Source organism: Dongia sp. (assembly GCF_041909655.1).
Classification (GTDB): Bacteria; Pseudomonadota; Alphaproteobacteria; order Dongiales; family Dongiaceae; genus Dongia.
Map to the genome: position 1 here is coordinate 70844 of NZ_JAYRDA010000001.1, position 21871 is coordinate 92714.

Below are 21871 nucleotides of genomic sequence, written 5' to 3' on the forward strand. Positions count from 1 at the left end.
GGGCGGGGGCGTGACATGAAAATCACTGCGATCCGCGCCTATGCGCAGTTCCAGCCCTTTCGCGACGGGACCTATACCTGTTCCGGTGGGCGTTCGGCGGAGGGTTTCGATTCCACCATCGTCGCGATCGAGACCGATGCGGGCGTGACCGGCTGGGGCGAGATGGCGCCCCTGGGGGCCTTCTATGCACCGGCCTTCGCCGCCGGCGCACGGGCAGGCATCGCGGAACTCGCGCCGCATCTCATCGGCGCGGATCCGCGCCAACTGCGCGCGATCGAGAGACTGATGGATCACCGCTTCAACGGGCATCCCTACGTCAAATCGGCGCTCGACATGGCCTGCTGGGACATCGCGGCGCAGGCGGCGGATCAGCCGCTCGCGGAATTTCTCGGCGGGCGCTTCGGGGAATCGGTGACGCTCTATCGGTCGATTTCGCAGGCAGCGCCCGACCTCATGGTCGCAAAGGCGCGTCACTACGTGGCCGAAGGTTATCGCCGCCTGCAGGTGAAAGTGGGGCTCGACCCACGCGAGGATGTCGAGCGGCTCGAGGCCGTGCGCCAGGCGATCCCCAGCGACATCGTGCTCTTTGCCGACGGGAATGGCGGCTGGAACAGCTATCAGGCGCGGCAATTCCTGCTCGCGGTACGGCATCTCGATTTCACGCTGGAGCAACCCTGCGGCAGATATGAAGATAATGCGGCTCTGCGCGGCGTCTGTGCGCAGCCGCTGGTGCTCGATGAAGACATCGACAGCCTCGACGCCTTGCTGCGCGCCAAACGCGACGGCATCGACGGCGTCACCATCAAGATCGCGCGGGTGGGGGGCATCGGCCGGGCGCGAGCCTTGCGCGACCTTGCCGTCGATCTCGATCTCATGGTGACAATGGAGGATACCGGCGGCGCCGAGATCGACACCGCCGCCATGGCGCATCTTTCGCTCTCGACACCGCAGGCGCGGCGCCTGCACACGGTCGATTTCCACAATTGGGTGACGATCAGCCATGCGAGCGGCCTTGCCCCCTGCGCGGGCGGCGAGATGCGCGCACCCACCAAACCGGGCCTTGGCCTCACCATCGACCTGGCCAGCCTCGGCAAGCCCTTTCTGGAGCTGGCCCGTTGAAGCCGCAGCATCTGGCGCTGATGCTGCTCTGCCAGTTCATCTGGGGGGTGAATTTCGTCGCCGCCAAGATCGGTCTCGCCCATTTCGAGCCGCTGTTCTTCGTGGCGCTGCGGTTTTCGCTGGTAGCGCTGCTGCTGCTTCCCGTCGTCGGTCTGCCGAAGCGCAAGCTCCTTCAATTACTGCCGCTCTCGCTCACCATGGGGGTCATGCATTTCAGCCTGATCTTCACCGGCATGCGCTATCTGGATGCCGCCACCTCGTCGATCGCGGTGCAATTACAGGTGCCTTTCGCCGCGATCATGGCCGCCTTCTTCTTCAAGGAGACGCTGGGCTGGCGGCGCATTCTCGGCATGACGGTGGCCTTTGCCGGCGTCGTGCTCATCGCCGGCGAGCCGCGCTTCGGCGGTGGCAATCTGTGGCCGCTGCTCTCGGTGATCGGCGCCGCTCTGGTCTGGGCGACGGCCAATGTGCAGGTGAAGGCGCTGGGCGAGGAATTCGACGCGGTCCAGCTCAATGCCTATATCGCCATCCTGGCCGCCCCCCAATTGCTGCTGGTCTCGTTCCTGATCGAGGGCAATCAATGGCCCAATATCGTCAATGTGGGCCTTGCCGGCTGGGGCGCGCTCCTGTTCCAATCGGTCGTCGTCGCCATCTTCAGTTATTGGATCTGGTACAACATGATGCGCCGCTATCCGGTCAACCAGGTCATGCCGTTCACGCTGCTGCTGCCGATGATCGGCGTCATCTCCGGCCATCTCGTCCTCGACGAGGTGGTGACCTGGCAGATGGTGCTGGGCGGCATCGCCACGGTGGCGGGTGTCGCCATCGTCGTCATCCGCCGCCCGGCCGTGGTGGCGCCTTCGACCAAGACCGGTATCTGACGCCATGATGATCGAGGCGCCGTCACCCAATCACGACAGCCGCGAGGGGCAGGCGCCCGAGATCCTGCTGTTGCATTACACCGGCATGAAGACCGGCGCCGAAGCGATCGCCCGGCTCTGCGATCCGGCGGCCAAGGTGAGTGCCCATTACGTGGTCGAGGAAGACGGCTGCGTCTTTCACCTGGTGCCGGAAGATCGGCGCGCCTGGCATGCGGGCGTCTCAACCTGGCGTGGGCTCGGCAATGTGAACGCCCGTTCGATCGGGATCGAGATCGTCAATCCCGGCCATGAATGGGGCTATCGCGCCTTTCCGGCCGCACAGATGGCGGCGGTCACGGATCTCGCGCTGGGCATCCTCGCTCGCCAGGCGATACCGGCGCGCAATGTCATCGGCCATAGCGACGTCGCACCTGTGCGCAAGGAAGATCCCGGCGAGCTTTTCGATTGGCAGGGCCTGGCGAAGGTGGGGATCGGATTGTGGCCGCAGCGGAGGCCGGTGCAATGGTCCGCCGAAGAATTTTTCGCGAAGCTCGCGCGCTACGGCTATGACGTCGCCGATTCCGCCGCCGCATCCCGCGCCTTCTGCCGGCATTTCCGGCAGGCGAAGCTCAGCGACGTGCCGGATGACCAGATGGCGGCACTGCTCAACGATCTATTGATCCAGGTGGGATGAGGACATCCCCAATGATATGCGAGAGAAAATTTCCATGACCGATATCGTGATCGATCCCGCTCTGGCGCTTGCCGATGCGACCATTCCGGAACTGCCCAATCATTATCGCGGCAAGGTGCGCGACAATTACGATCTGCCGGATGGGCGGCGCATCCTCATCTCCAGCGACCGCCTCTCGGCTTTCGATCTCATCCTCGCCGCCATACCGCATAAGGGCCAGGTGCTGACGCAAACCGCGCGCTACTGGTTCGAGGCGACGGCGGATATCTGCCCCAATCATGTGCTCGATTACCCCGATCCCAATGTCGTCATCGGCCGGCATCTGAAGATCCTGCCGGTCGAGATCGTCGTACGCGGCTATCTGGCCGGCACCACGGGAACCTCGATCCTGACCCTCTACAAGAAGGGCCAACGCAAGATGTATGGCCATGATTTGCCCGACGGCATGCGCGACAACCAGATCCTGCCGCATCCGATCATCACGCCGACTTCGAAAGCGGATCAGGGCGACCATGACGCGCCGCTGACGCCCGACGAAATCCTGGCAAAGAAGCTGGTGACGCCGGAGCAATGGCAGACGCTCTCGCGCTATGCCCTGGCGCTCTTTGCGCGCGGGCAGGAGATGGCGGCGAAGAACGGCCTCATCCTGGTCGACACCAAATATGAATTCGGCCTCGACAACGACGGACATATCGTGCTCGCCGACGAGATTCACACGCCGGACAGCAGCCGCTACTGGCTGGCCGCAAGTTATGCCGAGCGATTCCAGAAGGGCGAGAAGCCGGAAAGCTTCGACAAGGATTTCGTGCGCAATTGGGTGGCGGCGCGCTGCGATCCCTACAAGGATCCGATTCCGGAGATTCCGGCCGATCTCATCCGCGATACCGCGCGCGTCTATATCCGCGCCTATGAGACCATCACCGGGCGGCGTTTCGTGCCGGGCGAGCAGCCGCCCTTGCCGCGCATCCGCCGCAACCTCGCGCCCTATTTCTCCAAAGGTTGACTTCTCACCCGCTAGGCCCTACCTCCTGCCCCCAGCCAGATGGCCGGATGGCCGCTCTTGTTTCGACAAGGGAGGAAAGTCCGGGCTCCACGGAAAAACGGTGCCGGATAACGTCCGGCGGGCGTCAAGCCTAGGGACAGTGCCACAGAGAGCAGACCGCCTGCCTTTCGAGGCAGGTAAGGGTGAAAGGGTGCGGTAAGAGCGCACCGCGCGACCGGCAACGGAAGCGGCACGGCAAACCCCACCGGGAGCAAGACCAGATAGGAGGGCACGCAGGGCGCAAGTCCTGCAGGCGTTTTCCGCGCTGATCCTCGGGTAGGTCGCGTGAGGCGTTCGGTAACGAACGTCCCAGATGAATGGCCATACAGGGGCCGGACGCGCGTGAGTGATGGCGGTTCGCCGCCATATCGTGCGCGGCTGCGGCCCTGGACAGAACCCGGCTTACAGGCCGTCTGGCGCTTTTTTTGTCGCAAGGGGGAGCAAGATGATCACCTGCCACGTCCGCTACGAGATCGATCCGGAGAAGATCGTCGATTTCGAAGCCTATAGCGAAATGTGGCTGGATCTGGTGCCGCGTTTCGGCGGCATCCATCACGGCTATTTCCTGCCCTCGGAAGGGGCCAGCGACGTAGCCCTTGCGATCTTCAGCTTCCCCAGCTTTGCCGATTACGAACGCTACCGGAAGGATGCGGCGGCCGATCCCGAGGTCAAGAAGGCGATGGAATTTGCCAAGCGGACGCAATGCTTCCGCCGCTACGACCGCACCTTCTTCCGACCGCTCCTCCCCAAGGCCGCAGGCTGATTTCGCGCTAGAACGGAATGTTGCCGTCGGCGACCGCCTCGGCAATCAAGGCGGCATCGGCATCGCCGAGTTCCGCCCCGCGCTGGAGATAGACAAGCGCCGCATCGATGTCCTGCGGCGCGCCGTGACCGCGTGCCAGCATGATTCCAGCAAGTGTCGCTGCTCGGGCAAAGCCGCCCTCGGCCGCGATCTTCAGCCAGTGGAGCGCCTGCACGGGGTCCGCTTTGATTCCCTTGCCGACGTAATAGGCGAGGCCAAGATTGTAGGCGGCGTCTGGTATGTCGAATTCGACGGCGCGCTGAAAGGCGAGGAATCCCTTTTCGAAATCCACCGGCATGTTGTTGCCGTTATAAAGATCGGCGCCGAGCTGGAATGCCGCATTGCCGCCCATGCTGGGAATTTCGCTGAGGAGAAAGCCCGAGGCGCCGTTGGGCGCGCCGGATTCGAGATTGAGCCGCGCCTGCTGGAACTGAAAGCTGCGGTAGCGCCCCTCGCCGACGACGTCCCAGCCGACTTCCTTGATGAGTTTGTCCGTAAGCTCGCGCGAGGCGGTGTCCTCCGCGTCATAGCGATGCTCGGGATCGCGCATGCATTGATCCATCCATTTGACCGCTTCGACCTGGCGCGCCCGGTCGTTGCCGGCGGTTCTGGCGAGGGCGATGCCCAATTGGCATTGCGCGCGCAAATTCCCGCCCTCGGCCAGGGGGCGGAGCAGGTCGGTGGCCCCGAGATAATCGCCGCGATCGTAGAGATCGAAGCCGTCGGGCGCGGGTGTCGCGGCAAAAGGGGTGGTATCGGGATCTGATTGCGGCATGGCGCCTTCCTTCGGCGAGACGAGGGGGTTTTCCGGCAGGATCAGCGAGAGGGCGAGGAGAAGGATGCCGACACCAAGCACCCATCCAGCAGGTCGCGCAAAGAACGAGCGGTGTCTCTCTCTTTCGTTCAATTGTTGCAATTTTCGGCGCCAATCATCCATCGCGACCCCCTCGCTGCTCTTCAGCCCATCACATCGCCCGGCGCGGCTTCGGCCACGGCTTTATCACCCCGCAGAGTGGTCGGCATTACAGAACGAAAGAGAACATAATGCAAACATAAAGAGTAGAGAGTAGCTGGTCCTAAGCTCAATCGTTAATTTCGCCTGTGAGGGGTACTCGCCAAGCCTTTGTTAACATTGATTCCCGTTCCGGCGAAAAATGACCGAAAACGGAAAAATCCAATGTTTTCCATAGCGTTACAGCCTCTTCCCATTGACGGCCCATGTTATCCCATGGTATCCCATTCAACGTAAGAGATTTCCCAGGACCGCCCAGGCAGCGGCCCGATCCGATTTGGGGGTGTCCGAATTGGGGGTGGATGGGAATTTGTGGCGGGCCGGCCACGCGCGCGAAGGGTGCCTGCGTCCGATGGCTTTGTTCATCGACACATTCGTCAACCGGATCGACAAGAAGGGGCGGGTATCCGTCCCGGCGACGTTCCGTGCTGCGCTCATCGGCTTGCCCTTCAACGGCATCGTCGGCATGCCGCATTTCCGTTACGACGCCGTGCAATGCGCCGGGATCGACTGGATGGAAGATCTGGTCGCGCAGATGGGCAATGTCGATCTCTTCTCCGACGAACATGACGATCTCAGCGCGACGCTGTTCTCCGACGCCAAGCAATTGTCCTTCGACGGCGAAGGCCGCGTGATGCTGCCGGATTCGCTGGTGACGCATGCGCATCTCGGCGACGAGGTTGCATTCGTCGGCCGTGGCCGCACCTTCGAAATCTGGGAGCCGGCTCGTTTCGCCACCCACAAGGCGGAGGCGCGCCGCCGCGCGCTCGAGAAAGGCATGACCCTGCGCGCCACACCCGCGAAGCCGGATGGCGGACAATGAGCAGCGTTTCCATGAACGCGCCGCGCCATCAGCCGGTCTTGCTGGCCGAAGTGGTCGCGGCGCTGGGCACCGATAATGCCGGCCCGCAGGACGGCGCCATCTATGTCGATGGCACGTTCGGCGCCGGCGGCTACACCCGCGCCATTCTCGATGCCGCCAATTGCACGGTCTTCGCCATCGACCGCGACCCCCATGCGATCGCGGGCGCCGACGATCTGCTGCGCCGCTATGCCGGGCGTCTCCATGTGATCCAGGGCCGTTTCGGCGACATGCTGCGGCTCTTGAATGAGCGCGGCATCACTTCCGTCGCGGGCGTGACACTTGATCTCGGCGTTTCCTCGATGCAGCTCGACGAGGCCGAACGGGGCTTCTCGTTCCGCTTCGACGGCCCGCTCGACATGCGCATGGAACAGGCCGGCGAAAGTGCCGCCGATCTCGTCAACAACATGGCCGAACGGCCATTGGCCGATCTCATCTTCACCTTCGGCGAGGAAAAGAAGGCGCGCCGCATCGCCAAATCGATCGTCGCCGCGCGGGCTCTGGCGCCCATCACCTCGACCGGCCAATTGGCCGAGATCGTGCGCCGCGCCATCGGCCCCGCGGGTCATGCCGACCGCATCGATCCGGCAACGCGCACCTTCCAGGCCCTGCGTATCGCCGTCAATGACGAGATGGGCGAAATCGATCGCGGTCTGGAAGCCGCCGAGGCGCTGCTGGCGCCGGGCGGGCGCATGGCGATTGTCTCGTTCCATTCGCTGGAAGACCGCCGCGTCAAACATTTCATGCGCGAACATGCCGGGCGCAACCCGAAGGGCTCGCGCCATCTCCCCGAACTGGCGATGACGGAACCCACCTTGCGCCTGGTGACGCCGCAGGGCATCAGCCCCGGCGATGCCGAGACGGCCGCCAATCCGCGCGCGCGTTCGGCGCGGCTGCGCGTGGCGGAGAAGTTAGGCGGGGTGGCGGCATGATCCGCATCGGCACCATCGCCTGGTTTGTCGTCCTCGCCTTGCTGGGCGTCGGCCTGTTCCAGGTCAAATACGCCGTCCAGGCGAAAGAGCGTGAATTGCGTTCGGTCAACAAGCAGATCACCGCCGACCGGCAGATCCTGCGCGTGCTGGAAGCCGAATGGAGCTATCTCAACGATCCGGTGCGCCTCGCCGATCTTACCCGCCGGCATACCGATCTCGCCCCCGCCATGGCCAACCAGATCGCGGGTTTCGGCGATCTGCGCGCGCGCCCGGCTGCAACACCGACGCCCGATGCGCCGCTGATGGTCGAAGGCCAGCAGCCGATGGCGCCCGTCCCGGCTTCCGCCACGGTGACGCAATCGGCCGCGGTCCCGCCTGTAGCAGCGCCGGCTGCCGAAGCCGGCAGTGTTTTCCAGACCTCGTCGGGTGCCGAATCCCAGCCGGTCGCCGAGCCGGTCGCCGAACCGGTCGCCGAACCGGTCGACGAGGATGCCACCATCCGCGCCATTCTGGCCGATATGGAAGCCAAGCAGAGCGATCCGGCGACGACGCCCGCTTTGGGCGGGGGCGGTGTCGAATGATCGGCCGGCGCGGCGGAAAGACGGCATCGCAACCTGATTTCAAGGCGCAGCGCGCGCAGCCCGTCATCAACCCGATCGCCTTGCAGCCGGAACCCGACGGCCAGCAGCGCCGGGCGCTCGAGACCAGCCATCACCGGCTGATGCTGGGCTTCGGTCTGTTCACCATGGCCTTCCTGGTGATCGCGGCACGCCTTGCCATCGTCACCCTGGTGCCGGGCGACAGCGACGAGGTGCGCATCGCCGCGGCGCCGGCGGCCAATCGCGCCGACATTCTCGACCGCAACGGTGTCGTGCTGGCGACCTCGCTCACCACCGCCTCGCTTTACGCCAATCCGCAGCAGATCCGCGATCCCCAGGCCGTGGCCGTGGCACTCAATGCAATCCTGCCGGAACTGCCGGTCGACGCCACCGCGTCGAAATTGACCGGCGAAAAATCCTTCGTCTGGCTGAAGCGCGCCATGACGCCCAAGCAGCAGATGGCGGTCAATCGCCTCGGCTTCCCCGGCCTTAATTTCCAGTACGAGACCAAGCGCGTCTATCCGCAGGGCAACCTCACCGCCCATGTCGTCGGCTTCTCGGATGTGGATGCCCGGGGGCTTGCTGGGGTCGAGCGTTCCTTCGACGACGTGCTGGCTTCCGGCCAGCGACCGCTCAATCTCTCGGTCGACATCCGTATCCAGCACATCCTTCATGAGGAATTGTCGCGGGCCATCGCCGATTTCACCGCCATCGGCGGCGCCGGCATGGTGATGGACATCGCGACCGGCGAATTGCTGGCGATAGTCTCGCTGCCGGATTTCGATCCGATCCATGCGGGGAATGCCAGTGACGATGCACGGTTCAACCGCGCGACACTGGGCACCTTCGAGATGGGCTCGACCTTCAAGCTCTTTAATACGGCGATCGGCCTCGATACCGGGACCGTCACCCTGGCCGGCGGGTTCGATGCCACCAGCCCGATCCGCATCGGCGGGTTCACCATCAACGATTACAAGGGCAAGCATCGCTGGCTCAATATCCCGGAGATCATCGCCTATTCCTCGAATATCGGTTCGGCGAAACTTGCCGATGCCTTCGGCGCGGAAGTGCAGAAAGCCTATCTGCAGCGTTTCGGCCTGCTCGCGAAATCGCCGATCGAATTGGCAGAAGTCGGCGTGCCGCAATTCCCGAAGAACTGGAAGCGCATCAACACCATGACCATCGCCTACGGTCATGGCATTTCGGTAACGCCCATTCAGGTCATCGCCGCCGTGGGCGCGATGGCGGATGGCGGCGTGCTGCGCTACCCCACCTTGCTCAAGCGCGCGCCCAATGAAATCGCGGCCGGCATCCGCGTCGTCTCGGAACAGACCTCGGCGCAGATCCGGCAACTGATGCGCCTGGTGGTCCAGGTCGGCAGCGGCAAGAAGGCCAATGCACCCGGCTATCTGGTCGGCGGCAAGACCGGCACGGCGGAAAAGATCACCACTGCCGGCGGCTACAACAAGAATTCGCGCATGGCGGTCTTTGCCGGCGCCTTCCCGATGAGCGCGCCGCGTTACGCCGTCGTGGTGATGATCGACGAACCGAAGCCGAACGAGCATAGCTATGGCTATGCGACGGCCGGCTGGGTGGCAGCACCCGTGGTTGGCGCCCTGGTGCAGCGCATGGCGCCGCTTCTTGGCATCCCGCCGATTTCGGATGATGCGCCGGAAGCGCAGAACCCGCTGGTCGCCATGGTGGGTGGCGAATACGACGCCCCAAATAAGTCGAAATCCGCTGCCAAAACGGTGGCGAAGAAGGAATCGGAACCGGCGGCGCCGGTGCAACAAACGCTGCCAGCGCCGGCGCAGCCGGCCACGGCGGAGAGCGGAGCGGTGTTCCAGGCCAAACCCTTTGTCGCAACCCCGGTTTCAACGGCACCGAGCGTCGCCACCCCCGCATCTGGCGCCGACAATTCCAATGCCGCGGAAGAGGACAGCTCGCTTGCGTATGAGTGAGATCATCGGTGATTGCGTCCGCATCGTGCGGGCCGGGAACGGGATCGACAGCATCGTCGTTTCCGGGCTCACCGCCGATTCGCGCGCGGTCGCTGCGGGCAATCTCTTTGCCGCCTTGCCGGGTGCCAAGGCCGATGGCCTCAGTTTCGTGCCGCAGGCCGTGGCCGCGGGTGCCGCCGCGATCCTGGTAGGCGCCGGGCAGAAGGTGGATGTTCCCGGCCATGTCGTCGTGATCGAGGCCGATCAGCCGCGCCTTGCTCTGGCCAAGATTGCCGCGCGCTTCTATGGCCGCCAGCCCAAGATCATCGCCGCCGTGACCGGTACCAGCGGCAAGACCTCGACCAGCGTCTTTGCCCGCCAGCTCTGGTCGCTGCTGGGTCATCGCGCCGCCAGCCTGGGAACCATCGGCCTCATCGGCCCCGGCCTCGAATATGGCGAATCGCTCACCACGCCGGATCCGGTGAAGCTCCACCAATTGCTGGCCGAACTGGTCGATCACGACATCCATCACCTGGCGATGGAGGCGTCGAGCCACGGCCTCGACCAGTTCCGCCTCGACGGCGTGCAGGTCTCGGCCGCCGCCTTCACCAATTTGAGCCGCGATCACCTCGATTATCACGGTACTATGGAAGCCTATCTCACCGCCAAGCTGCGGCTCTTTGCCGAATTGCTGCCGGCGGGCGGGGCCGCCATCGTCAATGCCGATATCGCCGAGGCCGACCGCATCATCGCCATCACCAGGGAACGCAAGCAGCGTCTCATCACCTTCGGCCGGGCGCGCGGCGATCTGCGTCTTGTGAAGCAGCAACCGCTTTCGACCGGCCAGCAATTGCAGCTCGATGTCTTCGGCAAGCGTTTCGACGTGACCTTCTCGGTGGCTGGCCTCTTCCAGGCGGAAAATCTGCTGGCAGCCCTTGGCCTCGTCATCGGCGAGGGCGAGAAGCCGGAGATGGCGGTCGCCATGATCGACCGCTTGACCGGCGTCCATGGCCGCATCGAGCGCGTGGCGACGACGCCGTCGGGTGCCGCCGTTTATGTCGATTACGCGCACAAGCCGGCGGGATTGGAAGCGGTTCTCAGCACGCTGCGCCCGCATACCACGGGGCGGCTGGTCGTCGTGTTCGGCTGCGGCGGCGACCGCGACAAGGGCAAGCGCCCGGAAATGGGCGCACTCGCCATGCGCCTGGCCGACCGCGTCATCGTGACCGACGACAATCCCCGGAGCGAAGATCCGGCGGCGATCCGCGCCGCGATCCTGGCGGCGGCGCCCGGCGCCAGCGAGATCGGCGACCGCGCCCAGGCGATTCGTTCCGCCATGCATGATCTGAAGGCCGGCGATCTGCTGGTCATCGCCGGCAAGGGCCACGAGACCTATCAATTGATCGGCGACCGGAAGCTCGATTTCGACGACAGCGAAGTGGCGCGCAGCTATGCCGAGGAACTGGCGCGGGGGGCGGCATGACGCAGGCTCTCTGGACCGCGCTCGAAATTGCCGAAGCGACGCGGGGTAAAGCCGGCGCCGATTTCGTTGCGCATGGCGTTTCGATCGACAGCCGCAAGATTGGCAAGGGAGATCTCTTCATCGCCTTGCAGGGGCCGAATTTCGACGGCCATGATTACATCGCAAAGGCGCTGGAACTGGGTGCCGCCGGTATCCTGGCCCATCGCTTGCCGGCCGGCATCGCTGCCAACGCGCCGATCGTGCTGGTCCAGGATACGCTGCAGGGGCTGCAGGATCTGGGCGCCGCCGCCCGCAACCGGTCGAACGCGAAGTTCATCGCGGTGACCGGCAGTGTGGGGAAGACCAGCACCAAGGAAATGCTGAAGCTGGTGCTGGGCACGCAGGCGCAGACCTTTGCCTCGGAAGGCAATCTCAACAATCACTGGGGTGCACCGCTTTCGCTCGCGCGCATGCCGCGCGATGCCGAGATCGGCATTTTCGAGCTCGGCATGAACCATGCCGAGGAAATCCGCCCGCTCGCCAGGATGGTGCGCCCGCATGCCGCCATCATCACCACGGTCGAGGCGGTGCATATCGAATTCTTCAACTCGGTGGCCGAGATCGCCGACGCGAAGGCCGAGATCCTGGAAGGCCTGGAGCCTGGCGGCACCGCCATCCTGCCGCGCGACAACCCGCATTTCGCCCGCATGGCCGCCCGCGCCAAGGAATTGGGTTTGGCGAAGATCATGGCCTTCGGTGCCGACGCGGCCAGCGATCCGCGTCTGATCAATTGCGTGACGACCGAAAACGGCAATGCGGTCGAAGCGAGTTTTCAGGGCAAGAGACTTGCCTTCGAGATGGGTCTGGCCGGCCGACATCAGGCGATCAATGCACTTGCCGTCCTCGCCGGTGTTGCAGCGCTCGGCGGTGATGTCGTCCGGGCCGCGCGCGATCTGGGTCAATCCAAGGCGTTGAAGGGCCGCGGCCAGCGCGAAGAAATCGCCCTGGCGGGCGGCACGTTGCTGCTGATCGATGAATCCTACAATGCGAGCCCCGCCGCCATGCGCGCTGCCTTCGCGGTGCTGGCGGGACTGAAGCCCGCAGCCGGCGGCCGGCGTGTTGCCATTCTCGGCGACATGCGGGAGCTGGGCGCCGAGGGGCCGGCGCTGCACAAGGCATTGCGCGATGACATCGTGAAGGCCGGGATCGACCGCGTCTATTGCGTGGGCCCGCTGATGGGCGAGCTGTTTGCGCTGCTGCCCGCCGTCCTGCAGGCCCAGCACACGGCGGAATCGGTTGCCATGGTGGCGCCGGTTCTGGCCGGCCTGCGCGCCAACGACGTGGTGCTGGTCAAGGGATCATTGGGCACACGCATGGCGCCGATTGTGGAGGCCATTCGCGCCATGGACATTCACGCCGCCGCGCAGCCCAAAGCTGCGAACGGCCACTGACGGGATCGGGGGAACCAGGGGACACATGCTCTATAATCTGCTCGCACCGTTGGCCGAAGATCTCCGCATCTTCAACCTGTTCCGGTACCTCACCTTCCGGAGCGGCGGCGCGGTGCTGTTCGCCCTGTTTCTGACGCTGGTGATCGGCCCCGGCATGATCCGCTGGCTCAAAAAGCTGCAGCGCGAGGGCCAGCCGATCCGCGATGACGGGCCGGAGAGCCATCTCCTCACCAAGAAGGGCACGCCGACCATGGGCGGGCTCATGTTCCTGCTTTCGGCCAGTATCACGACCTTGCTGTGGGCGGATATTTCCAACATTTATGTCTGGGTCGTGCTGCTGGTCACGATCGGCTATGGCGCGATCGGCTTCGCCGACGATTTCCTGAAGCTCACCAAGCGCAACACCAAGGGATTGAACGGCCGCATCAAGCTGGTGGGTCAGGCGGCGATCGGCCTCATCGCCACGATCGTCATCGTCTATCACCAGCACAGCACCATCGCGCAGCCGGCGGGCCTCGCCACCAGCGTGGCGCTGCCCTTTTTCAAGGACGTGCTCATACCGCTGGGCTTCGGTTTCCTGATCTTCGGCGCCCTGGTGATGATGGGGGCTTCCAACGCGGTCAACCTCACCGACGGGCTCGACGGGCTTGCCACCGTGCCGGTAATGATCGCCGCCGCCTGCTTCGCGCTTATCGCCTATCTGGTCGGCAACGCGGTCTTCGCCGAATACCTGCAGCTCCATTTCGTGCCGGGCTCGGGCGAGCTCGCGGTCTTCTGCGGGGCGCTCTGCGGCGCCGGCCTGGGCTTTTTGTGGTTCAACGCGCCGCCGGCCATGGTCTTCATGGGCGATACCGGCTCGCTTTCCATGGGTGGGGCACTGGGCGCCATCAGCGTCATCACCAAGCATGAATTGGTGCTGGCCATCATCGGCGGTCTCTTCGTCCTCGAGACGGTCTCGGTGATCGTCCAGGTGATGAGCTTCAAGATGACCGGCAAGCGCGTCTTCCGCATGGCGCCGCTGCATCACCATTACGAAAAGAAGGGCTGGGCCGAACCCACCATCGTCATCCGGTTCTGGATCATCGCCGCCGTGCTGGCGCTGGTCGGCCTTGCCACCTTGAAATTGCGGTAGGATCCGATGGCCGAACTCAGCCTCCATATTCCGAACGTGCAGGGGCGCACCATCGCGGTGCTGGGCCTCGGCCGTACCGGTATGGCGACGGCCGAGCGGCTGATTGCGTCGGGCGCCCGTGTGCTGGCCTGGGACGATTCCGAAACCGCGCGGATGGCAGCACCCGCCGACATCCTGGTCGATCTGCACAACGTTGATTGGTCGCAGATCGACGGTCTGGTGATGAGCCCGGGTATCCCATTGACGCATCCGGCGCCGCATCCGGTCGCGGCGGCGGCCAAGGCAGCGGGAAAGCCGATCGGCAGCGACATCGCCCTCCTTGCCGTGGCGCAGCCGACATCGCGCTTTGTCTGCATTACCGGGACCAACGGCAAATCGACCACCACGACCCTCATCGCCCATATCCTGAAGGCGGCGGGGAAATCGGTCGAGGTCGGCGGCAATCTCGGTCAGGCAGCACTCACCCTGCGTCCGCTGGGTCCCGACGGCATCTATGTGCTGGAGCTTTCCTCCTATCAGCTCGATCTCACGCCCTCGCCGATCGCCGATATCGCCATCCTCCTCAACATCACGCCGGATCATCTCGACCGGCATGGCGGCATGGAAGGTTATATCGCCTCCAAGCAATCGATCCTGCGTCCCAAGGGCCGCAGCAGCATCGGCATCGTCGGCATCGACGACGAACCCTGCCGCAAGACCTTCGAAACCTTGAAAGACAAGGGCCGCCGCCTGGTGCCGATTTCGGTGGCGGGGCCGGTCGCGGGCGGCATCTATGTGCAGGGCGGCATCCTGGTCGATGCGATCCGGGGCGAGCCGCACAAGATCGTCGATCTCAAGACCATTCCGACCTTGCCGGGTCCGCATAACTGGCAGAACGCTGCCGCCGCCTATCTCGCCACCAAGGCCTTGGGCCTGAGCGTGCAAGACATCGTCGCCGGCCTGCAAAGCTATCCCGGTCTCGCGCATCGCCAGGAATTGGTGACGACCATCGCCGGCGTGCGTTATGTCAATGACAGCAAGGCCACCAATGCCGATGCCGCGGCAAAGGCGCTGGCCTGCTACGACAACATCTATTGGATCATCGGCGGCCGCGCGAAAGACGGTGGCCTGGCCGGTCTCGAGAATTTCTATCCGAAGATCCGTCATGGCTTCCTGATCGGCGAGGCAGCGGCTGCTTTTGCAAAGCAGATCGGCCGCGCCTTCCCGCTCACGCAATGCGGCACGCTCGACAAGGCGGTGGCCGCCGCCCATGTCCTGGCGCAGCGCGAGAAGAAGGAAGGTGCCGTCGTCCTGCTGGCGCCGGCCTGCGCCTCCTGGGATCAGTTTCCGAATTTCGAGATCCGCGGCCAGCGCTTCCGTGCGCTGGTCGAAGAACTCGCTGCCAAGCAGGGAGGTGCGTGATGGCTTTTGCGCGCACCGATCGCAGCATCGTCGGGCAATGGTGGTGGACGGTCGACCGCTGGATGCTGGCCTCCATCTTCGCGCTTATGTTCCTCGGCGCCATCCTGGTGCTGGCGGCGAGCCCGGCCGTCGCCACGCGCATCGGCATGGACAATTTCGCCCTGGCACAGCGGCATTTCCTGATGCTGCCGCTGGCGCTGGGTACCATCATCGGCGCTTCGATGCTGAGCCCGCGTCAGGTGCGGCGCCTCGGCGTCATCCTGTTCCTGGTGTTTTTCACCCTCACTTTCCTCACTCTTTTCATCGGCGCCGAGATCAAGGGTGCGACGCGCTGGATCGCGCTGGGGCCGCTCTCGCTGCAGCCCTCGGAATTCCTGAAGCCCTGTTTCGCGGTCTTCGCCGCCTGGATGTTCTCGCTGCAGAAAACCTCGCCCGGCGTTCCGGGAAATGCGATCGCGATCGCGGTCTTCCTGGTGGTGGTGGGCGTATTGCTGAAGCAGCCGGATCTCGGCATGACCGCGGTGGTGACGGCGACCTGGGCGGCGCAGTTCTTCATTGCCGGCCTGCCGATCTTCTGGGTTCTGCTGCTGGTGGGTTTCGGCATCGCCGGTCTGGTCGGTGCCTATTTCATGCTGCCCCACGTCACCGAGCGCGTCGATCAGTTCTTCAACCCGGAAAGCGGCGATACCTATCAGATCGACCGCGCGCTCGAAGCCTTCCAGAGCGGTGGCCTTTACGGCACCGGCCCGGGCGAGGGTACGGTGAAGCTGGTCCTGCCGGACGCCCATGCCGATTTCGTCTTCGCGGTGGCCGGCGAGGAATTCGGCCTCATCGTCTGCCTCATCCTGGTGGCGCTCTTTGCCTTCGTGGTGCTGCGGGCCCTTTCGCGGCTGCTGGGCGAGCACAATCATTTCATCATCCTCGCCGCGACCGGTCTCGTCACCTCATTCGGCCTGCAAGCCATCGTCAACATGGCGTCCACGCTGCATCTCATGCCCACGAAGGGCATGACCCTGCCGTTCATCTCCTATGGCGGTTCCTCGATCGTCGCGATCGGTCTTGGCATCGGCATGCTGCTGGCTCTCACGCGCCGCCGTTTCCCGGGGAGCGTCGAGCCATGAACGCGCATGACAACGGCATCCGCATCCTGCTGGCCGCCGGTGGCACCGGCGGCCACATGTTCCCGGCCGAAGCTCTCGCGGAAGTGTTGCTGCGCCGTGGCTGCAAGGTGGATCTGGTGACCGACGAGCGCGGCCAGGGTTTCGGCGACCGGCTGCCGCAAGTGGCGGTGCACCGCGTCGCCGCGGGCGGCGTCGCCGGCAAGGGGCTGGGTGCGAAATTCAAGAATCTGGCGCGCCTCGGCCTGGGCTATCTGCAATGCCGCAAGCTGGTGCGCCGGCTCGACCCGGCGGTGGCTGTCGGTTTCGGCGGCTATCCCTCGGTGCCGCCACTGCTCGCCTCGCAGCAGCGCGAGAACCGGACGGTGCTCCATGAACAGAACGCCGTCGCCGGCCGAGCCAACCGCTTCCTGATGAAGCGCGCCAGCAAGGTGGCCCTGAGCTTCGACCACGTGAAATTCTGCGAGAAACTGCCGACCGAGAAGATCGTCGTTACCGGCAATCCGGTGCGCCCGGCGATCGCGGCCCTGGCCGACAAGCCTTACCGGGCACCGAATGTCGAGGGTCCGCTCAATCTGCTGGTCTTCGGCGGCAGCCTCGGCGCGCGCTCGTTCTCGCAGCATGTGCCGGCAAGCCTCGCTTTGATGTCGGCCGACGTGAAGCGGAAACTCCGCATCGTGCAGCAATGCCGCCCGGAGGATATCGAAGCGGTCGCCACGGCCTACCGGAATGCCGGAATCGAGGTCGAGCTCAAATCCTTCTTCGACGACATGCCGGCGCGTCTCGACTGGGCGCATCTGGTGCTCTGCCGTGCCGGTGCCTCGACCGTGGCCGAACTTGCCGCGGCGGGGCGGCCGGCCATCCTGGTGCCGCTGCCCAATTCGATCGACGGCCACCAATTGGCCAATGCTCAGGCTTTGGAAGAACGCGGCGGCGGCTGGGTGCTGACCGAGGCCGCTTTTTCACCCTCATCCATCGCCGAGCGCCTGACCACGCTGAGCGCGGCACCCGAGCGCCTGGCCCAGGCGGCGCTTGCCGCGCGCAGTCTCGGCAAGCGCGACGCGGCCGAACGTTTGGCCGATCTTGTCATCAATCTGCTGCCCGCCGCCCGGCGCAGCCAGCTATCCGCGGAGACGAAGTAATGCGCGCCCTGCCACTCGATATCGGGGTGATCCATTTCGTCGGCATCGGCGGAATCGGCATGAGCGGCATCGCCGAGATCCTGCACAATCTCGGCTACAAGGTGCGCGGTTCGGACATCGCCGACAGCTACAATACCAAGCGCTTGCGCGACAAGGGCATCCCGGTCGAGATCGGCCACCGCGCCGAGAACCTCGCCGATGCCGCGGTCGTTGTGATCTCCTCGGCGGTCAAGGCGGACAATCCGGAAGTGATGGCGGCGCGCGCCAAGCTCCTGCCCGTGGTGCGCCGCGCCGAGATGCTGGGCGAGCTGATGCGCCTCAAATGGTCGATCGCCATCGGCGGGACCCATGGCAAGACCACGACGACTTCATTGGTCGCGGCCCTCCTAGAAGCCGCCGGTTTCGATCCCACCGTGATCAATGGCGGCATCATCAACAATTACGGCACCAATGCACGCCTGGGTGCCGGCGACTGGATGGTGGTCGAGGCGGATGAGAGTGACGGCACCTTCCTGAAGCTGCCGGCCACCATCGCCGTCGTCACCAACATGGACCCCGAGCATCTCGATCATTACGGCAATGTCGATGCGATGAACCGGGCCTATGAGGAATTCGTCAAGAACATCCCGTTCTACGGTTTTGCGGCACTCTGCATCGATCACCCGGTGGTGCAGGCGATGATCCCGCGCCTCGCCGACCGGCGCATCATCACCTACGGCTTCTCGCCCCAGGCCGATGTGCGGGCCATCGATCTCGAGATGGCTCCGACCGGCTCGACCTACAGCGTCGTCATCAGTGACCGGTATCGCGAGACGCAGCGTACGATCAAGGGCGTGCATTTGCCCATGGTCGGCCGCCACAACGTGCAGAACAGCCTGGCTGCCATCGCGGTCGCCAACGAGATGGGTGTCGAGGATTCGGTGCTGCAGACGGGCCTCGGCAAATTCGGCGGCGTCAAACGGCGCTTTACCCGCACCGGCGAAGCGGGCGGTGTCACCGTGATCGACGATTACGGCCATCACCCGGTCGAAATCGCCGCCGTGCTGAAAGCTGCCCGGCAAGCGACACAGGGTGTCGAAAAACCGGGCCGCGTCATCGCCGTTATGCAGCCGCATCGTTATTCGCGCCTCGGCAATCTGTTCGAGGATTTCTGCACCTGCTTCAACGACGCCGATCACGTCATCATCGCCGACGTCTATGCGGCGGGCGAAGTGCCGATCGAGGGTGTGAGCGGTGCCGCTTTGGTGCAGGGCCTGCGCGAGCACGGCCATCGCCATGTCGATCACTTGGCCGATCCGAAGGATCTCGCCGCCATGGTGGCGCCGCTGGTGCGGCCGGGCGACATGGTGGTCTGCCTGGGTGCCGGCAACATCACGCAATGGGCCCATGCCCTGCCGGGCGAGCTGAAGCCGCTGCTGGAGGTCAGGAAATGATGACCGCGATCCCGCGACATAGCGCGCTCATCGATCGTCTGCCAGCCGTGCGCGGCCGCCTCACCGAAGGGGCGAGCCTCGCCAAGGTCACCTGGTTCCGTGTCGGCGGCCCGGCGGAAGTTCTTTTCAAGCCGGCCGACGTTGCCGATCTGCAGCATTTTCTGGCGCATTGCCCGGAAGACGTGGCGATCACGGTGCTGGGTGTCGGCTCCAATCTGCTGGTGCGCGATGGCGGCATTCCGGGCGTCGTCATCCGCCTCGGTCGTGCCTTTGCCGAAATCCGTACCGAGGGCACGCATGTCCTTGCGGGTGCTGCGGCACTCGATCTCAACGTCGCTCTGGCGGCGCGCGCCGCCGGCATTGCCGGCCTTGAATTTCTCTCGGGCATTCCGGGAACGATTGGCGGTGCGCTGCGCATGAATGCCGGCGCCTATGGAGCCGACCTCTCGCAGGTCTTCACGGGTGCGACCGCGCTTGACCGTCAGGGCCATCTGCACCGGCTGGATGCCGATGCGATGGGCTTCACCTATCGCCACAGCAAGGTGCCGGCCGACTGGATTTTCTGCGGTGCCGAACTTGCCGGCACGGCGGGAAACCCGGCCGTGATCCAGGCGCGCCTTAACGAGATCCAGGCAAGCCGCGAAGAAAGCCAGCCGGTGCGCGCCCGCACGGGCGGCAGCACCTTCGTCAATCCGATCGGCGGCAAGGCCTGGGAATTGATCGATCAGGCGGGCTGCCGCGGTCTCACCCTGGGTGGCGCCATGGTCTCGGAGAAGCATTGCAACTTCCTGATCAATACCGGCACCGCCACTGCCGCCGAGATCGAAGCCCTCGGCGAGATGGTACGGCATCGGGTGAAGCAAAAGAGCGGCGTGGATCTCGCCTGGGAAATCAAGCGGATCGGCGTGCCGGCGGATTCGCCCCTGGCGATCCAGTCGAAGAGTGAAGCGTGAGCGAAGGATTGGAATTGGTATGAAGCGCGTGACGGTACTCATGGGCGGCTGGTCGGCGGAGCGGGAAGTCTCGCTCGCTTCCGGCACCAATTGCGCGGCGGCCTTGAAAGAGGCCGGCTATGCCGTCGAGACGCTCGATGCCAGGCAGGATCTGGTGGCGTTCATCCAGGAATTGCGCGGGCAGAAACCGGACGTCGTCTTCAACGCGCTCCACGGTCGCTGCGGCGAGGACGGCAATATCCAGGGCGTCCTCAATCTGCTGAAGATTCCCTATACCCATTCCGGCCTGATGGCTTCGGCCGTTGCCATGGACAAGCCGGTGGCAAAGAAGCTCTTCGCCCAGGCGGGGCTGCGCGTGCCCGAGGGCAAGCTGCTCTCGCGCAAGGAATTGCTGAAAGGCGATCCCCTGGCGCGCCCCTATGTGGTGAAGCCCTTCAACGAAGGCTCGAGCGTCGGCGTCACCATCATCCGCGAAGGCGACAATGCGCGGCCCTTCGACGGCATCGATTGGCCGTTCGGCGATCTGGTCCTGGTCGAAAAATTCATCCCGGGCCGCGAATTGACCGTCGGCGTGATGGGCGACAAGCCCATGGCGGTGACCGAGCTTTGCCCGAAATCCGGCTTCTACGATTACACCAACAAATATACCGGCGGGCTCACCGAGCATCTCATTCCGGCACCCCTGCCGGCCGATGTCTATGCCGAATGCCAGCGCATGGCGCTGGTGGCGCATCAGGTTTTGGGTTGCCGCGGGGTCTCCCGGTCTGATTTCCGCTATGACGACACCAAGGGCGGCGGTATCGGCGAGATTTATATTCTGGAGACGAACACCCAGCCCGGCATGGCCGATCTCAGCCTGGTGCCGGAACAGGCGCGGCATCTCGGCATTTCCTATCCGCAATTGGTGTCCTGGATGGTGGAGCACGCTGCATGCGACGCCTGAAGACAGCCCCCGCTGGTATCATGTCGGCCGGGATCAGCCCCGGCGCGCTCTCGATGACCGGACCGATGCGCAAGCGCCAGGTGCCGGCCTCGCAGCGCGTGCCGGCGCGCAAGCGGCCACGTTCGGCGCTGGAACGCCATCTGGCGACGGCGGGGATTGCCGGCGGTGTCATCGCCGTTCTGGGCGGCCTGCTCTATTGGGTGATCGCCTCGGGCTGGAGCGCCTATCTGCTGGGGAGTGCCGGGCAGCGTCTGCTGAACATGAGCGCCGATGCCGGCTACCGGATCGAGAAACTCGAAGTCGAAGGTCGCGGCGAGACGGATTCGCAGGCCATCATGCTGGCTTTGGGCGCGCTCAAGGGCGACGCTATCTTTGCCCTCGACCTCGAAGCGGCGCGCCAGCGTCTGCTGGAACTGCCCTGGGTGACCGATGCCGTGGTGGAGCGTCATCTGCCCGACACCCTGCATGTCATCCTGACCGAAGCCGAGCCCCTGGCCTTGTGGCAGCGCCAGGGCGTTTTCCATCTGGTGAGCCGCAGCGGCCAGGTGCTTGCCATCGACGACATCGCCCGTTTCGGTCATCTGCCGGTGATCGTGGGCGATGGCGCCCCGCAGGCGGCCGGCGATCTCTTCGCCTTGCTGGCGACCGAACCCGAATTGCGCCAGCGCGTGACCGCGGCCGTGCTGGTGGGCCAGCGCCGCTGGAACCTTCGCACCGATAACGGCATCGACATCAAGCTGCCGGAGATCGACGCGGTCGCAGCCTGGGCGCGGTTCGCAGCACTTGAGCGTCAACAGCGCCTGCTGGAGAAAGACGTGACCGTGATCGACCTCCGCCAGAGCGACAAGCTGATCGTCCGCCAGGCACCGCCGCCGCCGGAATCGGCAGCGCAGCCGGCGGCTTCTCCTGATCCGGCAGAACCCGGCGTGATTAAACCCGGTGCGGCCAAAAACGGCACGAGCAACGAGACCTGA

The 21871-nt window shown here is 64.7% G+C and carries 20 protein-coding genes and 1 other RNA gene; 20 read left to right on the forward strand and 1 reads right to left on the reverse strand.

Translation table 11 applies throughout. The features are described 5' to 3' along the window. The first annotated feature begins 15 nt into the window (after positions 1-15). The 6 genes from ACE3PR_RS00340 (at position 16) to ACE3PR_RS00365 (ending at position 4478) form a co-directional block, all read left to right on the forward strand. Positions 16-1119: a mandelate racemase/muconate lactonizing enzyme family protein gene (locus ACE3PR_RS00340; protein ID WP_374366867.1), complete on the forward strand. Its 1104-nt coding sequence runs from the start codon at positions 16-18 to the stop codon at positions 1117-1119. Continuing rightward, the gene (locus ACE3PR_RS00345) at positions 1116-2000 is read left to right on the forward strand and encodes a DMT family transporter (RefSeq protein WP_374366869.1); all 885 of its coding nucleotides are present in this window, start codon (positions 1116-1118) and stop codon (positions 1998-2000) included. Before ACE3PR_RS00340 ends, ACE3PR_RS00345 begins: the two co-directional genes overlap by 4 nt. Before the next feature lie 7 nt (positions 2001-2007). Next, entirely contained in the window at positions 2008-2673 is a 666-nt protein-coding gene (locus tag ACE3PR_RS00350; RefSeq protein WP_374368054.1) for an N-acetylmuramoyl-L-alanine amidase, read from the forward strand. Positions 2674-2707: 34 nt separating this feature from the next. After that, complete coding sequence (locus ACE3PR_RS00355; protein WP_374366871.1) at positions 2708-3676, forward strand: phosphoribosylaminoimidazolesuccinocarboxamide synthase; 969 nt, start codon at positions 2708-2710, stop codon at positions 3674-3676. Between the two features lie 35 nt (positions 3677-3711). Then, an RNA gene (gene rnpB / locus ACE3PR_RS00360) (RNase P RNA component class A) lies at positions 3712-4136 on the forward strand. 24 nt (positions 4137-4160) lie between these two features. Continuing rightward, positions 4161-4478: an NIPSNAP family protein gene (locus ACE3PR_RS00365; protein WP_374366873.1), complete on the forward strand. Its 318-nt coding sequence runs from the start codon at positions 4161-4163 to the stop codon at positions 4476-4478. Positions 4479-4485: 7 nt separating this feature from the next. Here ACE3PR_RS00365 and ACE3PR_RS00370 read toward each other — a convergent pair whose 3' ends face one another. Continuing rightward, positions 4486-5373 carry a tetratricopeptide repeat protein gene (locus tag ACE3PR_RS00370; RefSeq protein WP_374366875.1) on the reverse strand — a complete coding sequence of 296 codons (888 nt, stop codon included), beginning with the start codon at positions 5371-5373 and terminating at the stop codon, positions 4486-4488. 508 nt (positions 5374-5881) lie between these two features. Here ACE3PR_RS00370 and ACE3PR_RS00375 point away from each other — a divergent pair. Genes ACE3PR_RS00375 through ACE3PR_RS00440 form a run of 14 tightly spaced genes read left to right on the forward strand, consistent with a single transcriptional unit; the run spans position 5882 to position 21871 of the window. Then, complete coding sequence (locus ACE3PR_RS00375; protein ID WP_374366877.1) at positions 5882-6352, forward strand: division/cell wall cluster transcriptional repressor MraZ; 471 nt, start codon at positions 5882-5884, stop codon at positions 6350-6352. After that, entirely contained in the window at positions 6349-7323 is a 975-nt protein-coding gene (gene rsmH / locus ACE3PR_RS00380; RefSeq protein WP_374366879.1) for a 16S rRNA (cytosine(1402)-N(4))-methyltransferase RsmH, read from the forward strand. The genes ACE3PR_RS00375 and rsmH overlap by 4 nt, the downstream gene beginning before the upstream one ends. Continuing rightward, the gene (locus ACE3PR_RS00385) at positions 7320-7904 is read left to right on the forward strand and encodes a hypothetical protein (RefSeq protein ID WP_374366881.1); all 585 of its coding nucleotides are present in this window, start codon (positions 7320-7322) and stop codon (positions 7902-7904) included. The genes rsmH and ACE3PR_RS00385 overlap by 4 nt, the downstream gene beginning before the upstream one ends. Further along, complete coding sequence (locus tag ACE3PR_RS00390; RefSeq protein ID WP_374366883.1) at positions 7901-9883, forward strand: penicillin-binding transpeptidase domain-containing protein; 1983 nt, start codon at positions 7901-7903, stop codon at positions 9881-9883. Before ACE3PR_RS00385 ends, ACE3PR_RS00390 begins: the two co-directional genes overlap by 4 nt. Beyond that, complete coding sequence (locus ACE3PR_RS00395; protein WP_374366885.1) at positions 9876-11345, forward strand: UDP-N-acetylmuramoyl-L-alanyl-D-glutamate--2,6-diaminopimelate ligase; 1470 nt, start codon at positions 9876-9878, stop codon at positions 11343-11345. The genes ACE3PR_RS00390 and ACE3PR_RS00395 overlap by 8 nt, the downstream gene beginning before the upstream one ends. After that, on the forward strand, positions 11342-12775 hold the full coding sequence (gene murF, locus ACE3PR_RS00400) for a UDP-N-acetylmuramoyl-tripeptide--D-alanyl-D-alanine ligase (protein ID WP_374366888.1): 1434 nt from the start codon (positions 11342-11344) through the stop codon (positions 12773-12775). Before ACE3PR_RS00395 ends, murF begins: the two co-directional genes overlap by 4 nt. 25 nt (positions 12776-12800) lie before the next feature. Beyond that, on the forward strand, positions 12801-13907 hold the full coding sequence (gene mraY / locus ACE3PR_RS00405) for a phospho-N-acetylmuramoyl-pentapeptide-transferase (protein ID WP_374366891.1): 1107 nt from the start codon (positions 12801-12803) through the stop codon (positions 13905-13907). Between the two features lie 6 nt (positions 13908-13913). Next, the gene (gene murD, locus ACE3PR_RS00410; RefSeq protein ID WP_374366892.1) at positions 13914-15308 is read left to right on the forward strand and encodes a UDP-N-acetylmuramoyl-L-alanine--D-glutamate ligase; all 1395 of its coding nucleotides are present in this window, start codon (positions 13914-13916) and stop codon (positions 15306-15308) included. Beyond that, the gene (locus tag ACE3PR_RS00415; protein ID WP_374366893.1) at positions 15308-16429 is read left to right on the forward strand and encodes an FtsW/RodA/SpoVE family cell cycle protein; all 1122 of its coding nucleotides are present in this window, start codon (positions 15308-15310) and stop codon (positions 16427-16429) included. Before murD ends, ACE3PR_RS00415 begins: the two co-directional genes overlap by 1 nt. Further along, a complete protein-coding gene (gene murG / locus ACE3PR_RS00420) occupies positions 16426-17568 on the forward strand; it encodes an undecaprenyldiphospho-muramoylpentapeptide beta-N-acetylglucosaminyltransferase (protein ID WP_374366895.1) in 1143 nt (380 codons plus the stop codon). Before ACE3PR_RS00415 ends, murG begins: the two co-directional genes overlap by 4 nt. Beyond that, a complete protein-coding gene (gene murC, locus ACE3PR_RS00425; protein WP_374366897.1) occupies positions 17568-19001 on the forward strand; it encodes a UDP-N-acetylmuramate--L-alanine ligase in 1434 nt (477 codons plus the stop codon). The genes murG and murC overlap by 1 nt, the downstream gene beginning before the upstream one ends. Further along, the gene (gene murB, locus ACE3PR_RS00430) at positions 19001-19954 is read left to right on the forward strand and encodes a UDP-N-acetylmuramate dehydrogenase (protein ID WP_374368057.1); all 954 of its coding nucleotides are present in this window, start codon (positions 19001-19003) and stop codon (positions 19952-19954) included. Before murC ends, murB begins: the two co-directional genes overlap by 1 nt. A gap of 19 nt (positions 19955-19973) precedes the next feature. Further along, positions 19974-20897 (forward strand): D-alanine--D-alanine ligase, encoded by a 924-nt coding sequence (locus tag ACE3PR_RS00435; RefSeq protein ID WP_374366899.1) that lies wholly within the window; start codon positions 19974-19976, stop codon positions 20895-20897. Further along, positions 20885-21871 carry a cell division protein FtsQ/DivIB gene (locus ACE3PR_RS00440; protein ID WP_374366901.1) on the forward strand — a complete coding sequence of 329 codons (987 nt, stop codon included), beginning with the start codon at positions 20885-20887 and terminating at the stop codon, positions 21869-21871. The genes ACE3PR_RS00435 and ACE3PR_RS00440 overlap by 13 nt, the downstream gene beginning before the upstream one ends.

Excerpts from the sequence above, each read along its gene's own strand:
- ACE3PR_RS00340 (WP_374366867.1), top strand. The coding sequence starts at position 16 with ATGAAAATCACTGCGATCCGCGCCTATGCGCAGTTCCAGCCCTTTCGC.
- ACE3PR_RS00350 (WP_374368054.1), top strand. The coding sequence starts at position 2,008 with ATGATCGAGGCGCCGTCACCCAATCACGACAGCCGCGAGGGGCAGGCG.
- ACE3PR_RS00355 (WP_374366871.1), top strand. The coding sequence starts at position 2,708 with ATGACCGATATCGTGATCGATCCCGCTCTGGCGCTTGCCGATGCGACC.
- ACE3PR_RS00365 (WP_374366873.1), top strand. The coding sequence starts at position 4,161 with ATGATCACCTGCCACGTCCGCTACGAGATCGATCCGGAGAAGATCGTC.
- ACE3PR_RS00375 (WP_374366877.1), top strand. The coding sequence starts at position 5,882 with ATGGCTTTGTTCATCGACACATTCGTCAACCGGATCGACAAGAAGGGG.
- rsmH (WP_374366879.1), top strand. The coding sequence starts at position 6,349 with ATGAGCAGCGTTTCCATGAACGCGCCGCGCCATCAGCCGGTCTTGCTG.
- ACE3PR_RS00385 (WP_374366881.1), top strand. The coding sequence starts at position 7,320 with ATGATCCGCATCGGCACCATCGCCTGGTTTGTCGTCCTCGCCTTGCTG.
- ACE3PR_RS00390 (WP_374366883.1), top strand. The coding sequence starts at position 7,901 with ATGATCGGCCGGCGCGGCGGAAAGACGGCATCGCAACCTGATTTCAAG.
- ACE3PR_RS00395 (WP_374366885.1), top strand. The coding sequence starts at position 9,876 with ATGAGTGAGATCATCGGTGATTGCGTCCGCATCGTGCGGGCCGGGAAC.
- murF (WP_374366888.1), top strand. The coding sequence starts at position 11,342 with ATGACGCAGGCTCTCTGGACCGCGCTCGAAATTGCCGAAGCGACGCGG.
- mraY (WP_374366891.1), top strand. The coding sequence starts at position 12,801 with ATGCTCTATAATCTGCTCGCACCGTTGGCCGAAGATCTCCGCATCTTC.
- murD (WP_374366892.1), top strand. The coding sequence starts at position 13,914 with ATGGCCGAACTCAGCCTCCATATTCCGAACGTGCAGGGGCGCACCATC.
- ACE3PR_RS00415 (WP_374366893.1), top strand. The coding sequence starts at position 15,308 with ATGGCTTTTGCGCGCACCGATCGCAGCATCGTCGGGCAATGGTGGTGG.
- murG (WP_374366895.1), top strand. The coding sequence starts at position 16,426 with ATGAACGCGCATGACAACGGCATCCGCATCCTGCTGGCCGCCGGTGGC.
- murC (WP_374366897.1), top strand. The coding sequence starts at position 17,568 with ATGCGCGCCCTGCCACTCGATATCGGGGTGATCCATTTCGTCGGCATC.
- murB (WP_374368057.1), top strand. The coding sequence starts at position 19,001 with ATGACCGCGATCCCGCGACATAGCGCGCTCATCGATCGTCTGCCAGCC.
- ACE3PR_RS00435 (WP_374366899.1), top strand. The coding sequence starts at position 19,974 with ATGAAGCGCGTGACGGTACTCATGGGCGGCTGGTCGGCGGAGCGGGAA.
- ACE3PR_RS00440 (WP_374366901.1), top strand. The coding sequence starts at position 20,885 with ATGCGACGCCTGAAGACAGCCCCCGCTGGTATCATGTCGGCCGGGATC.